Raw genomic sequence first — 12176 nt, 5'->3', positions numbered from 1 at the left:
CCCTGCGTGATCCGGCCGGTGCCCGCACCCTGTGCGTCGCCGGCCGGGCCCGCCCTCTGGAGGTCGTCGGCCGGGCCCGCACCCTCTGTGAGGCCGGTGGCCCGCCCTCTGGAGGTCGTCGGCCGGGCCCGCCCCCGTGCGTCAGCGGCCGGGCGCCCCCACGCGCAGCGCGTCCATGACGAAGTCCAGCAGGCGGGTGGCGCGTGGCTGCCAGTCGCCGCGGGGGTCCATCGTCCAGAGTCCGCCGATGGCGAGGAAGAGGTCGTCCGCGGTGATCCCCGGCCGGATGGTGCCCGCCTTCTCGGCGGCTCGCAGCAGGAGTTCGGCCGCCTCGGTCACCGGGGCGTGTCCCGGCTTCGCCGGCTGCCCCGGTGCGCTGGTGGCCTGGCGGATGGCGTCGGCCAGGCCCGCCTTGGCCATGGCGAACCGCGCCAGCCGGTCCATCCACTCGCGCAGCGCCCGGTCGGGCTCCCGGCTCTCCAACAGCGGTGCCGCGGTGTCGGCCACCTGCTGCATCTCGTGCCGGTAGATCTCCAGGACGAGTGCCTCACGGGTGGGGAAGTGGCGGTAGAAGGTGCCCTGTCCGACGCCCGCCTTCCTGGCGATCGTGCTCAGCGGGGCGTCCGCCGAACGCGTCAGTTCGTCCAGCGCCACCGCCAGGATGCGCTCGCGGTTGCGCTGTGCGTCCGAGCGCAGCGGAGCGTCCCTGTTCTGCCGCACTCGCCCTCCTCGTGATCCATGGCCGAAACTCGGTTCTTGTTAAGCGGACAGTTGTCCGTTAGTTTTTCGGGTAACGGACAACTGTCCGCTTGCCTCATCGTATCGGCGTGCCGTCCGTACGGACAGTCCACGGCTCCCGCGCCCTGGACCGGCCCGCCCGCATCCCGCACGGCCGCGCGACGGCACTTCCAGCCGCAGCGCCGTGCTCCCCGACCTCGCGATGTGAGAGAGAAGGCTTCCATGCCCCCATCGACGTCCAGCGACCTCACCCTGTCCGTCAACGGCGAGAAGTACACGCTGACCGTCGACCACCGCACCACCCTGCTCGACGCCCTGCGTGAACGCCTCGACATGACCGGCACCAAAAAGGGCTGCGACCAGGGGCAGTGCGGCGCCTGCACCGTCCTGGTCGACGGCCGCCGGAGCGTGGCCTGCCTGCAGTTGGCGGTCGCCGCCGAAGGGCGCGAGATCACCACCATCGAAGGTGTGGCCGACGGAGATCGACTGCACCCGGTGCAGCAGGCGTTCCTCGACCTGGACGGCTTTCAGTGCGGCTACTGCACACCAGGGCAGATATGTTCGGCCATCGCCGTGATCGAGGAGCACGCGGCCGGCTGGCCGAGCGCGGTCACCGGCGACGTCCGGCCCGAGGCGGGACCACCACCGCTCACCCCGGAGGAGATCCGGGAGCGCATGAGCGGCAACCTGTGCCGCTGCGGCGCGTATGTGTCGATCGTCCAGGCCGTGGCCCGGGCCGCCGAGGAGACCAAGGGGGTCGCGGCATGAAGGAGTTCGGCTACCAACGGGCGTACGACGTCTCCGGCGCCGTGGCGCTGCTCGACGGCGACGGGCAGGCCCGCTTCCTGGGCGGTGGCACCAACCTCGTCGACCTGATGAAGACCGGCGTCGAACGGCCCGCCCGGCTCGTGGACATACGCGAACTGCCCCTGAACCGCGTCGAACCGGCCGAGGACGGCGGGCTGCGCATCGGGGCGACCGTCACCAACACGGACCTGGCCGTCCACCCGGAGGTCCGACGCCGCTACCCCGCACTCGCCCAAGCGGTGCTGGCCGGCGCTTCCGGGCAACTGCGCAACATGGCCACCGTCGGCGGCAATCTGCTCCAGCGCACCCGCTGTGGCTACTTCGCCGACATCAACTCGCCCTGCAACAAGCGCGATCCCGGCAGCGGCTGTCCCGCGATCGCGGGTGAGCACCACAACCACGCCATCCTGGGCGCCTCCGGCCACTGCGTGGCGACCCACCCGTCGGACATGGGCGTGGCCCTGACCGCCTTCGACGCGCGCGTGACCTACGAAACCGCCGACGGGCCGGGGGAGTTGCCGCTCGCCGACCTGTATCTGCCGGTGGGGGAGACCCCGCACCGCGAGACCGCCCTGCCGACGGGCGCACTGATCACCGGCGTGATTCTGCCGCCCACCGGCACAGCCGCCAACTCCCGCTACCGCAAAGTGCGCGAGCGGGCCTCGTACGCCTTCGCCATCGGCTCCGTCGCCGCCGCGCTCGACGTACGGGACGGTCGCGTGCACGACGTGCGCCTGGCGTTCGGCGCCGTCGCCTCCCGCCCCTGGCGCGCTCGCGCGGCCGAACGCCTCCTGACGGGCGAGCCGGCCGACGCGGCGCGTTTCGCGGCCGCCGCGGACGCCGAACTGGCCGCCGCCCGGCCCCTGCCCGACAACGGATACAAGGTGACCCTGATGCGCAACCTCGTCGTGGCCGTGCTGAGCGAACTCGCCGAGGAGGCCGCCCGATGACCACCGCCACCAAGGGAGCCGTCGGCACCGCGCACACGCGCGTGGACGGCCGCGACAAGGTCACCGGTGCGGCCCGTTACGCCGGTGAGATCCCGTTCGCCGCACTCGCCCACGGCTGGCTGGTGCTGTCCACCGTCGCCCGCGGCCGCATCCGTGCCCTGGACACGGAGGCCGTGCTCGGCATGCCCGGTGTCCTCACCGTGCTCCACCACCACAACGCCCCGCGTGTCGACACCGGTTACATCGGTGTCCTGGGCGTCCCGCCGGACCCGGGCGTCGGCCTCTTCCAGCACGACCGGGTGCCCCACGCCGGCTGGCCGGTGGCCCTGATCGTCGCGGAGACCTCCGAACAGGCCAGGGAGGCCGCCGAGGCCCTGGTGGTGCACTACGACCAGGAGCCGCACGACGTGGCGTTCTCCGCCGGGCGAGACGCCGAGGCGTACCCGCTCGACGGGCACCTGCCGGCCGTGGTGGAGAAGGGCGACCTGGAGGCCGAACTCACGGCGTCCGCGGTCGTGGTGGACGAGCGGTACACCACCCCCGAGGAACACCACAACCCGATGGAGCCGCACGCGGCGGCGGCCCGGTGGGAGGGCGGCCGGCTCGAGGTCGTCGACTCCAACCAGGGCACCGGCTGGGTCGCCGACGAGCTCGCCAAGCTGTTCTCCCTCGACCCCGGCTCGGTGCGCGTCCGGTCCGAGCACGTCGGCGGCGGCTTCGGCAGCAAGGGCGCCCGCGCCCATCAGGTGGCCGCGGTGATGGCCGCGACCGTCCTGCAGCGCCCGGTCAGGGTCGTCATGACCCGCCGGCAGATGTTCTCGCTCGCCGGCTACCGCAGCCCCACCGCCCAGCGGGTCCGGCTCGGCGCCGACGCGGACGGGCGGCTGCGCGCCCTGGAGCACCGGTCGCTGAACCAGACCTCGACCGTGCACGAGTTCGTCGAGCCGGGCGCCGCGGCGAGCCGTTCGATGTACGCCGCCGACGCTCATCACACGCACAACCGGCTCGTCAGGCTCGACGTCCCGACCCCGACCTGGATGCGCGCCCCGGGGGAGGCACCGGGCTCGTTCGCGCTGGAGTCGGCGCTCGACGAGCTCGCCGAGCGGTGCGGCATCGACCCCATCGAGCTGCGGGTCCGCAACGAACCCGCGGTGGGCCCCGTCTCCGGGCTCCCGTTCAGCGGCCGCAACCTGATCGCCTGCTTCCGTGAGGGCGCCCGCAGGTTCGGCTGGGACGGGCGGGATCCGCGGCCCGGTGTGCGCAGGGAGGGCCGCTGGCTGCTCGGCACGGGCACCGCGGCGGCCTCCTTCCCCGTGATGGCCATGCCGTCCACGGCGGCCGTCACCGCGCAGGCGGACGGCACCTTCACGGTGCGGATCAACGCCGCGGACATCGGCACCGGCGCCAGGACCGCGCTCACCCTGGTCGCCGCGGACGCCCTGGAGGTGCCCGCGGACCGGGTCCAGGTGCGGATCGGGGACAGCGACCTCGGCCCCGCGATGATCGCCGGCGGCTCGGCCGGCACCCGCTCCTGGGGCTGGGCCGTCACGGCCGCAGCCGGGGAACTGCGCCGGAACCTCGCGCCCGGCGCCGACATCCCGCCGGAGGGCGTGACCGTACGGTCGAACACCGCCGAAGCCGTCGGCGCGCTCGCCCCGAAGGAGCGGCACTCCTTCGGGGCACAGTTCGCCGAGGTCGCCGTCGACCCGGCCACCGGCGAGGTCCGCGTGCGCCGCATGCTGGGCATCTTCGCGGCCGGCCGCATCGTCAACCCGCTCACCGCCCGCAGCCAGTTCGTCGGCGGCATGACCTGGGGCATCTCCATGGCCCTGCACGAGGAGGCGGTCCGGGACCGGGCGAGCGGCGGCGTCTACGGAGCCGACCTGGCCGGCTACCACGTCGCCGCGCACGCCGACGTACCGCACATCGAGGCCGACTGGGTGGACGACCCCGACCCGGACGACCCGGTCGGCATCAAGGGCATCGGCGAGGTCGGCATCGTCGGCGCGGCCGCCGCGGTCGCCAACGCGGTGTGGCACGCCACCGGCGTACGCCACCGCGACCTGCCGATCCGGCCCGACCGCGTCCTGCTGGCGGGCGGCGATGCTTGATCTCGCGGGACCCCTGCACGCGTGGATCGAGGAGGGCCGGGACTTCGCCGTCGCCACGGTCGTCGGCGTCGGAGGCAGCGCCCCTCGCCCTCCCGGCGCCGCGCTCGCCGTCTCCGCCGACGGCACGGCGGTCGGCTCGGTCTCCGGGGGCTGCGTGGAAGGAGCGGTGTACGACCTGTGTCTTCAGGCCCTCGGGGACGGCGAGGTGCTCGTCGAGCGGTTCGGCTACAGCGACGAGGACGCCTTCGCGGTGGGGTTGACCTGCGGCGGGACCATCGACGTCATGATCACCCCGTTCGTGGGCGGCCGTGCGGTCGAGTCGGCCGCACTGGCGGCCGCCGCCCGGAGCGAGCCCGTGGCCCTCGCCCGGGTGGTCCGGGGCCCGGCCGCCCTCCTCGGCCGGGCTCTGCTGGTCCGCCCCGACGGCTCCGGCGACGGCGGGCTCGGCGCCGACCCGGACCTGGAGCGCACGGCGGCCGGCCGAGCTCGGGCCCTGCTCGTCACGGGCCGCACCGGCACGGTGGAGGTCTCCGAGGACGGGTCGCACTGCCCCGGCGGTCTCACCCTGCTCGTCGAGTCGGCCGTCCCGCCGCCTCGCATGATCGTGTTCGGGGCGATCGACTTCGCGGCGGCCCTGGTCCGGGCGGGCAGGTTCCTCGGCTACCACGTCACCGTGTGCGACGCCCGCCCCGTCTTCGCGACCCGGGCCCGTTTCCCGGAGGCCCACGAGATCGTCGTCGACTGGCCCGACCGCTACCTCCGGCGCACCGGGACCGACGGGCGGACGGTGCTGTGCGTGCTCACGCACGACGCGAAGTTCGACATCCCGCTGCTCACGGAGGCACTGCGGCTGCCCGTCGCGTACGTCGGCGCCATGGGCTCCCGCCGCACCCACGAGGACCGCAGCCGGCGGCTGCGCGAGGCGGGGGTGAGCGAACGCGAGCTGACCCGGCTGAGGTCGCCGATCGGCCTCGACCTGGGGGCCCGCACACCCGAGGAGACCGCCGTGTCCATCGCGGCGGAGATCATCGCGGCGCGACAGGGCGGCACGGGGACACCGCTCACCGGCTCGGACACGCCGATCCACAGGCCCGGACGCGAGCCGCAGCCGGCCTGAGCCGCCGGTCCGGGCACCGGCCGCTCTGGGCACCGGCCGCACCGGCCGGTCCGGGCATCGACCGGTACGGGCGCGGGCCGGTCTGACGGTGAGCGGGTCCGGGCATCGGCCGATCCGAGGATGGGCCGGTCCGGGCACGAGCTGGTGCGGACACCGGCCTGTCTGGGCACCGGCCGGTCCGGGCCTCAGCCGGCGGAGACCCCGGGGGCAAGGTGAACAGCGAGGTCGCCGTCGGCGCAGACCCTGCCGACGGCATGGCGGAGGGGCCGGGGCCGTTGCCGGCCGCGGCCCCTCCGTGGGCGCGAGGTGAGGACGGTCAGGCCGCGGCGGGCGCGGAGACGTGGCCGTGCAGGCGGGCGATGACCTCGGTCAGCTGCTCGGCGACCTCGGCGTCGTCGGCCGGGTGCGTCTCGGCGAAGCGGGTCATCGAGCCGGGGATGGACAGCTTGACGTCCTCCAGGACCTTGCCGCCGGCCACGCCCACGGACTTGCGGGTCTCGTCGTGCGCCCAGACGCCGCCGTACTGGCCGAAGGCGGTGCCGACCACGACGACCGGCTTGCCGCTGAGGGCACCGGCGCCGTACGGGCGGGACAGCCAGTCGATGGCGTTCTTCAGGACGGCCGGGATGGTGCCGTTGTACTCGGGGGTGAAGAGGAGCAGGCCGTCGGCGGCGTTCGCGGCCTCGCGCAGCTTCGCGGCGGCGGCCGGAACGCTCCCCTCCACGTCGATGTCCTCGTTGTAGAACGGGATCTCGGCCAGGCCCTCGAAGAGGTCCACCTCGGCGCCCTCGGGAGCGAGCTTGACGGCCGCCTCGGCGAGCTGGCGGTTGTGCGAGCCGGCGCGCAGGCTGCCGACGAGAGCGAGGATACGAACAGACATGCTGACTCCCACGTAGTGAAAACAGTGCTCTGGAACGGTCGCAAAGATCCGGACCGAGGTCCGTTTATTGTTCTAGCATCCTAACCGGACCCCGGTCCAGTTTTGTTCCCGATGCTTTAGGCTGGTTTCATGCCCGCCGTCCCGCAGCCCGTCCCGACACCCCAGGAGCCCGTCGACCACCCCGAGCTGCTGCAGCTCGGCACCGCCCTGGAGGCGGACGAGCCGTGCCTGCGGGCCGACGCCGCGCGCAACCGGGCCCGGCTGCTGGAGGCCGCCGCGCGGCTGGTGGCGGAGCGCGGCGCGGACGGTGTCACGATGGAGGCGGTGGCCGCCGAGGCCTGTGTCGGCAAGGGCACGGTCTTCCGCCGGTTCGGCGACCGCACCGGCCTGCTGACCGCGCTGCTCGACCACTCCGAGAAGAAGTTCCAGGCCGCCTTCCTCAGTGGCCCGCCGCCGCTCGGACCCGGAGCACCCCCCGTGGAGCGGCTGCGGGCGTTCGGCCGCGCGATGCTGCGCAGGTCGAGCGACGAACTGGAGCTGCAACTGGCCGCCGAGCCGGGCGCCGGCCGCCGCTTCACCGCCCCGCCCCGCCGGGTGCACCACCACCACGTGGCCGTCCTGCTGCGGCAGGTCGTCCCGGAGGCGGACTGCGAACTGCTCTCCCACACCCTGATGGGTCAGCTCGACCCGGCCCTGGTCCACCACCTGACCAGGCAGTCCGGGATGCCCCTGGCCCGCCTGGAGGACGCCTGGGCCGATCTCGTCGACCGGGTGACGGGTACGGCCGCGGGCGGCTGAGCGCGCGAACGGACCCCCGTGACCGCTCACGACTCCCTCACAACTCCCCCGCCTGAAGGGCGCATTGGGGCTTCTGCCAAGATGCCGTACGTCATGGTGCAGATACCGAAAACGCCCGCGCCCCCGTCCCCCGCACCGTCGCGCTCCGTGCCCACGAGCGCCGATGTGGCCCGCCTGGCCGGCGTCTCGCGCGCGACCGTCTCCTACGTCCTGAACAACACCAGCGCCGTACGGATCAGCGAGCCCACCCGCCGCCGTGTGCACGAGGCCGCCAGGGAACTCGGGTACGTACCGCACGCGGCGGCCCGCAGCCTGCGTGCCGGGCACAGCCGGATGGTCCTGATCCCCGCGCCGACCTTCCCCGTCGGCCCGCTCTACAGCCGGTTCCTCGCCGACCTCCAAGGCTCGCTCGCCGGTCTGGACTACACGGTGGTGCAGTACGGCACCGGCGGCCCGCACGGCGACGAAGCCGCCCGCGCCTGGGCCGAGTTACGGCCCGTTGCCGTCCTGGTGCCCGGCTCCGGACTCGGCCCGCGCGGGGTGGCGGTGCTCAAGCGCTCGGGGGCACGGGCCGTGGTCACCCTCGGCCCCGAGACCATCGAGGGCGCGCACGCCCTGCTGATGGACCACGACGTCGTCGGCCACAGCGCGGGCGCCCACCTCTACGACCGCGGCCGGCGCCGGATCGGCGTCGTCGTACCGCAGGACCGCGGTCTCGAGGCGTTCTCCGCACCCCGCCTCGACGGCGTGCGCCAGTCGCTGCGCGGCACGGGCGCCACGGTGACCGAACTGCCCCTGGTCTACGACGAGCAGGCCGCGGCGCACCTGGCCGCCCGCTGGCGAAGCCTCGGTCTGGACGCCGTGTTCACCTACAACGACGAGTACGCGATGCTGCTCATGCGGGCCCTGCTCGACGAGGGCATCCGCATCCCCGAGGAGACGGCCGTGATCGGCGCCGACGACCTGGTGCTCGGACGGCTGCTGCGGCCCCGGCTGAGTACGGTCCGTCTGGAGCTGCCCTCCGGCCGTGAACTCGCCGAGCTGGTCGACCGCACGGTGCGCAGGCCCACGACCGAGCCCGAGACGCACAAGGTGCTCGGCGCGACGGTGCTGCATCGCGAATCCAGCTGAGCCGGCGGACACGACCGGCCGGTGGGCGGCCGGTGGACCGGCTTTCGGCCCGCGGCACGGCTAGGATGTTGCATGCTCAACAAAATGGGGGCGCGTTCCCACCCGGGCCGCGGCGCACTCCGCCGCGCCCGCGCGGCGCGTCCCGCCATGTGACCGCCGAACCGGCCGCGCACACACGGGAATCGACCCTCCCGTCCGCCGGTGACCGATCGATCGGAGAGCCGTCATGCCGTTGCTCGACACCAAGAGCTGGCAGCCCCGCAGCCTCACGGGGCCCGGGTACACCGTCACCGAGCCCGCCACCGGCCAAGCCCTCGGCTCCCTCACCCTCGCCGGGCCCGAGGACGTCGGGGCCGCCGCCGAACGGGCGGCCACCGCCCAGCAGGCATGGGCACACACCCCGCACTTCGCCCGCGCCGCCGTGCTCCGCAAGGCGGGCGACCTGTTCACCGAGCACGCCGACGAACTGCGCGCATGGCTCGTCCGCGAATCGGGCTCCGTACCCGGCAAGGCCGACTTCGAGCTGCACGTCGCCGCCCAGGAGTGCTACGAGGCCGCCGCCCTCGCCTCCCGCCCGGCCGGCCAGGTCCTGCCCAGCGAGGCGCCGCGCCTGTCGTACACGCGGCGTGTCCCGGCCGGTGTGGTGGGCGTGATCTCGCCGTTCAACGCCCCGCTGATCCTCTCCATCCGCTCCGTCGCACCGGCCCTGGCGCTGGGCAACGCGGTCCTGCTCAAGCCGGACCCGCGCACGGCCGTGTGCGGGGGGCTGTCCCTCGCCGCGGTCTTCGCCGCCGCGGGCCTGCCGGAGAACCTGCTGCACGTGCTGCCCGGCGGCCCGGACGCCGGACAGGCCCTGGTCGCCGACCCGCGCGTGCCGATCATCTCCTTCACCGGCTCCACCGCCGCCGGACGGGCCGTGGGCGAGGCCGCCGGCCGTCACCTCAAGCGGGCCCACCTCGAACTGGGCGGCAACTCGGCCATGATCGTGCTGGAGGACGCCGACCTCGACGCGGTGATCTCCACGGCCGCCTGGGGGTCGTTCTTCCACCAGGGCCAGATCTGCATGACCACCGGACGCCACCTGGTGCACGCGTCCCTGTACGACGAGTACGTCGAGCGGCTGGCCGCCAAGGCCGACTCACTCGCCGTCGGCGACCCCTACCGGGACCAGGTCCACCTGGGCCCCATCATCGACTCGGCCCAGCTCACCAAGATCAGCGGCCTGGTCGAGGCCAGCACCAGCGCGGGCGCCAAGCTCGCCGCCGGCGGCACCCACGACAGGCTCTTCTACCGGCCCACGGTCCTGGCCCACGTCGACGACCACTCTCCCGCGTACACGGAGGAGGTCTTCGGCCCGGTGGCACCCGTCCGCTCCTTCACCACCGCCGACGAGGCGGCGGCGCTGGCCGCGCAGAGCCCGTACGGTCTCTCCCTGGGCATCGTCACCAGGGACCCGGCCCGCGGTCTCGACCTCGCCGAGCGCATTCCGACCGGCATCGTCCACATCAACGACCAGACCGTGAACGACGAGGCCGTGGCGCCCTTCGGCGGAGTCGCCGCCTCCGGCACCGGCGCCCGCTTCGGCGGGGAGGCCAACCTGGAGGCCTTCAGCGAACTGCGCTGGACGACGGTACGCGGCGACGTGGCTCCGTATCCCTTCTAGGAGCGTCCGCTAGCCCGCCTGCCGGCCTTCCTGGGCCTGCTGCTCGGCGACCGCCTTGCGCACCTCGTCCATGTCGAGGTTCCGGGCCTGCCCGATGACGTCCGTCAGGGCGGCCTCGGGCAGGGCGCCCGGCTGGGCGAACACGGCGACCTGGTCCCGGACGATCATCAGCGTGGGGATGGACTGGATACCGAAGGCCGCGGCCAGCTCGGGCTGCGCCTCGGTGTCCACTTTGCCGAACACCAGGTCCGGGTTCTCCCCCGCCGCCTTCTCGTAGACCGGGGCGAACTGCTTGCACGGCCCGCACCAGTCGGCCCAGAAGTCGATCAGGACGAACTCGTTGTCCGTGACCGTCTGGTCGAAGTTCTCCTTGGTGAGCTCCACGGTGCTGCTCATGGCGTCATTCCCTACTTCCTGGTGTGGGGTCAAGCCGTCGGCACAACACGGCCGACCGGACACGTATTCCGCGCCCCTACCCATGTGGCCAGGGCGCACACCACCCACCAGACTGACCCCATGACGGAAACGGAAACCAACGCGTACGACGTCGTGGTGCTCGGGGCCGGGCCCGTGGGGGAGAACGTCGCCGACCGCACCCGCGCGGCCGGACTGACCACCGCGGTCGTGGAGAGCGAGCTGGTCGGCGGCGAGTGCTCCTACTGGGCGTGCATGCCCAGCAAGGCCCTGCTGCGGCCGGTCATCGCCCGCGCGGACGCCCGCCGCGTACCGGGGCTGCGCCAGTCGGTGCAGGGCCCCCTCGACGCCTCCGCGGTCCTCGCCCACCGCGACTACTACACCTCGAACTGGAAGGACGACGGCCAGGTCGGGTGGCTCGACTCCATCGGCGCCGACCTGTACCGAGGTCACGGGCGCCTCACCGGCCCCCGCGCGGTGACGGTCACCGGCCCGGACGGCGGCGAGCGCGTCCTGACCGCCCGGCACGCCGTCGCCGTCTGCACCGGCAGCCGCGCCGCGCTGCCCGGACTGCCCGGGCTCGACGCGGTCAAGCCGTGGACCAGCCGGGAGGCCACCAGCTCCAAGACCGTGCCCGACCGGCTGATCGTGATCGGCGGCGGAGTGGTCGCCACCGAGATGGCCACGGTCTGGCAGGCCCTCGGCTCGAAGGTCACCCTGCTGGTCCGCGGCAAGGGTCTGCTGCCGCGCATGGAGCCCTTCGCGGGGGAACTGATCGCCGAGGCGCTCACGGAGGCCGGCACGGACGTCCGAACGGGCACGTCCGTGGAGTCGGTGACCCGGGAGAACGGGACGGTCGTGGCCGTCACCTCCACGGGCGACCGCATCGAGGCCGACGAGATCCTCTTCGCCACCGGCCGCGCCCCGCGCACCGACGACATAGGCCTGGAGACGATCGGCCTCGCCCCCGGCTCCTGGCTGCCCGTCGACGACAGCCTCCGCGTGACCGGCCACGACTGGCTGTACGCGGTCGGCGACGTCAACCACCGCGCCCTCCTCACCCACCAGGGCAAGTACCAGGCCCGCATCGCCGGTGCCGCCATCGCCGCACGGGCGAGCGGGGAGGCGCTCCTGGTCGAGTCCTGGGGGGCGCACGCCGCGACCGCCGACCACACCGCCGTCCCCCAGGTCGTCTTCACCGATCCGGAGGCCGCGGCCGTGGGCCTGTCCCTGGCCGAGGCGGAACAGGCGGGCCACCGGGTGAAGGCCGTCGACGTGGACCTGTCCACCGTCGCCGGGGCCGGTCTGTACGCCGACGGCTACCAGGGCCGCGCCCGCATGGTCGTCGACCTGGAGGACGAGATCCTGCGCGGCGTGACCCTCGTCGGCCCCGGCGTCGGCGAACTCATCCACTCCGCCACCATCGCGGTCGCCGGGCAGGTCCCGGTCAGCCGTCTGTGGCACGCCGTCCCGTCCTACCCCACGATCAGCGAGGTGTGGCTGCGGTTGCTGGAGGCCTACCGCGACGCCTGACCCCGGTCCGTCCGGGCCGGGCGGGGACGACGGT

The 12176-nt window shown here is 73.7% G+C and carries 11 protein-coding genes; 8 read left to right on the top strand and 3 right to left on the bottom strand.

Features of this window, described 5'->3' with window-relative positions; genetic code table 11:
- Positions 1–141 precede the first annotated feature (141 nt).
- Positions 142–720: a TetR/AcrR family transcriptional regulator gene (locus QNO09_RS03565; protein WP_283968540.1), complete on the bottom strand. Its 579-nt coding sequence runs from the start codon at positions 718–720 to the stop codon at positions 142–144.
- A gap of 240 nt (positions 721–960) precedes the next feature.
- Between QNO09_RS03565 and QNO09_RS03560 the strand changes: the two genes are divergently transcribed.
- From QNO09_RS03560 to QNO09_RS03545, 4 genes are read left to right on the top strand one after another with little or no spacing between them, the layout of a single operon-like run.
- Positions 961–1506, top strand: coding sequence for a (2Fe-2S)-binding protein (locus QNO09_RS03560; RefSeq protein ID WP_283968539.1), 546 nt, complete (start codon positions 961–963; stop codon positions 1504–1506).
- Complete coding sequence (locus tag QNO09_RS03555; RefSeq protein ID WP_283968538.1) at positions 1503–2495, top strand: FAD binding domain-containing protein; 993 nt, start codon at positions 1503–1505, stop codon at positions 2493–2495. Before QNO09_RS03560 ends, QNO09_RS03555 begins: the two co-directional genes overlap by 4 nt.
- Positions 2492–4606 carry a xanthine dehydrogenase family protein molybdopterin-binding subunit gene (locus QNO09_RS03550; protein WP_283968537.1) on the top strand — a complete coding sequence of 705 codons (2115 nt, stop codon included), beginning with the start codon at positions 2492–2494 and terminating at the stop codon, positions 4604–4606. Before QNO09_RS03555 ends, QNO09_RS03550 begins: the two co-directional genes overlap by 4 nt.
- Positions 4599–5723 carry an XdhC family protein gene (locus QNO09_RS03545; protein ID WP_283968536.1) on the top strand — a complete coding sequence of 375 codons (1125 nt, stop codon included), beginning with the start codon at positions 4599–4601 and terminating at the stop codon, positions 5721–5723. The genes QNO09_RS03550 and QNO09_RS03545 overlap by 8 nt, the downstream gene beginning before the upstream one ends.
- 316 nt (positions 5724–6039) lie before the next feature.
- Here the strand turns inward: QNO09_RS03545 and QNO09_RS03540 are convergent, their stop codons facing one another.
- Positions 6040–6603: an NAD(P)H-dependent oxidoreductase gene (locus tag QNO09_RS03540; protein ID WP_283968535.1), complete on the bottom strand. Its 564-nt coding sequence runs from the start codon at positions 6601–6603 to the stop codon at positions 6040–6042.
- Positions 6604–6732: 129 nt separating this feature from the next.
- Between QNO09_RS03540 and QNO09_RS03535 the strand changes: the two genes are divergently transcribed.
- The 3 genes from QNO09_RS03535 (at position 6733) to QNO09_RS03525 (ending at position 10195) form a co-directional block, all read left to right on the top strand.
- A complete protein-coding gene (locus QNO09_RS03535) occupies positions 6733–7401 on the top strand; it encodes a TetR/AcrR family transcriptional regulator (RefSeq protein ID WP_283968534.1) in 669 nt (222 codons plus the stop codon).
- 81 nt (positions 7402–7482) lie between these two features.
- Positions 7483–8532: a LacI family DNA-binding transcriptional regulator gene (locus tag QNO09_RS03530; protein ID WP_502962237.1), complete on the top strand. Its 1050-nt coding sequence runs from the start codon at positions 7483–7485 to the stop codon at positions 8530–8532.
- A 226-nt stretch (positions 8533–8758) separates the two neighbouring features.
- On the top strand, positions 8759–10195 hold the full coding sequence (locus tag QNO09_RS03525) for a benzaldehyde dehydrogenase (RefSeq protein WP_283968532.1): 1437 nt from the start codon (positions 8759–8761) through the stop codon (positions 10193–10195).
- Between the two features lie 9 nt (positions 10196–10204).
- On the opposite strand, the gene trxA is transcribed toward QNO09_RS03525, so the two are convergent.
- Positions 10205–10591: a thioredoxin gene (gene trxA / locus QNO09_RS03520; protein WP_283968531.1), complete on the bottom strand. Its 387-nt coding sequence runs from the start codon at positions 10589–10591 to the stop codon at positions 10205–10207.
- 120 nt (positions 10592–10711) lie between these two features.
- Here trxA and QNO09_RS03515 point away from each other — a divergent pair, with 120 nt between their 5' ends.
- Positions 10712–12142 carry a dihydrolipoyl dehydrogenase family protein gene (locus tag QNO09_RS03515; protein ID WP_283968530.1) on the top strand — a complete coding sequence of 477 codons (1431 nt, stop codon included), beginning with the start codon at positions 10712–10714 and terminating at the stop codon, positions 12140–12142.
- Positions 12143–12176 lie beyond the last annotated feature (34 nt).

The organism is Streptomyces sp. 378, assembly GCF_030124145.1.
Classification (GTDB): domain Bacteria; phylum Actinomycetota; class Actinomycetes; order Streptomycetales; family Streptomycetaceae; genus Streptomyces.
This window is presented reverse-complemented; position numbering and strand designations above follow the sequence as displayed.

Excerpts from the sequence above, each read along its gene's own strand:
- QNO09_RS03550 (WP_283968537.1), top strand. The coding sequence starts at position 2,492 with ATGACCACCGCCACCAAGGGAGCCGTCGGCACCGCGCACACGCGCGTG.
- QNO09_RS03535 (WP_283968534.1), top strand. The coding sequence starts at position 6,733 with ATGCCCGCCGTCCCGCAGCCCGTCCCGACACCCCAGGAGCCCGTCGAC.
- trxA (WP_283968531.1), bottom strand. The coding sequence starts at position 10,591 with ATGAGCAGCACCGTGGAGCTCACCAAGGAGAACTTCGACCAGACGGTC.
- QNO09_RS03560 (WP_283968539.1), top strand. The coding sequence starts at position 961 with ATGCCCCCATCGACGTCCAGCGACCTCACCCTGTCCGTCAACGGCGAG.
- QNO09_RS03555 (WP_283968538.1), top strand. The coding sequence starts at position 1,503 with ATGAAGGAGTTCGGCTACCAACGGGCGTACGACGTCTCCGGCGCCGTG.
- QNO09_RS03530 (WP_502962237.1), top strand. The coding sequence starts at position 7,483 with ATGCCGTACGTCATGGTGCAGATACCGAAAACGCCCGCGCCCCCGTCC.
- QNO09_RS03545 (WP_283968536.1), top strand. The coding sequence starts at position 4,599 with ATGCTTGATCTCGCGGGACCCCTGCACGCGTGGATCGAGGAGGGCCGG.
- QNO09_RS03515 (WP_283968530.1), top strand. The coding sequence starts at position 10,712 with ATGACGGAAACGGAAACCAACGCGTACGACGTCGTGGTGCTCGGGGCC.
- QNO09_RS03540 (WP_283968535.1), bottom strand. The coding sequence starts at position 6,603 with ATGTCTGTTCGTATCCTCGCTCTCGTCGGCAGCCTGCGCGCCGGCTCG.
- QNO09_RS03525 (WP_283968532.1), top strand. The coding sequence starts at position 8,759 with ATGCCGTTGCTCGACACCAAGAGCTGGCAGCCCCGCAGCCTCACGGGG.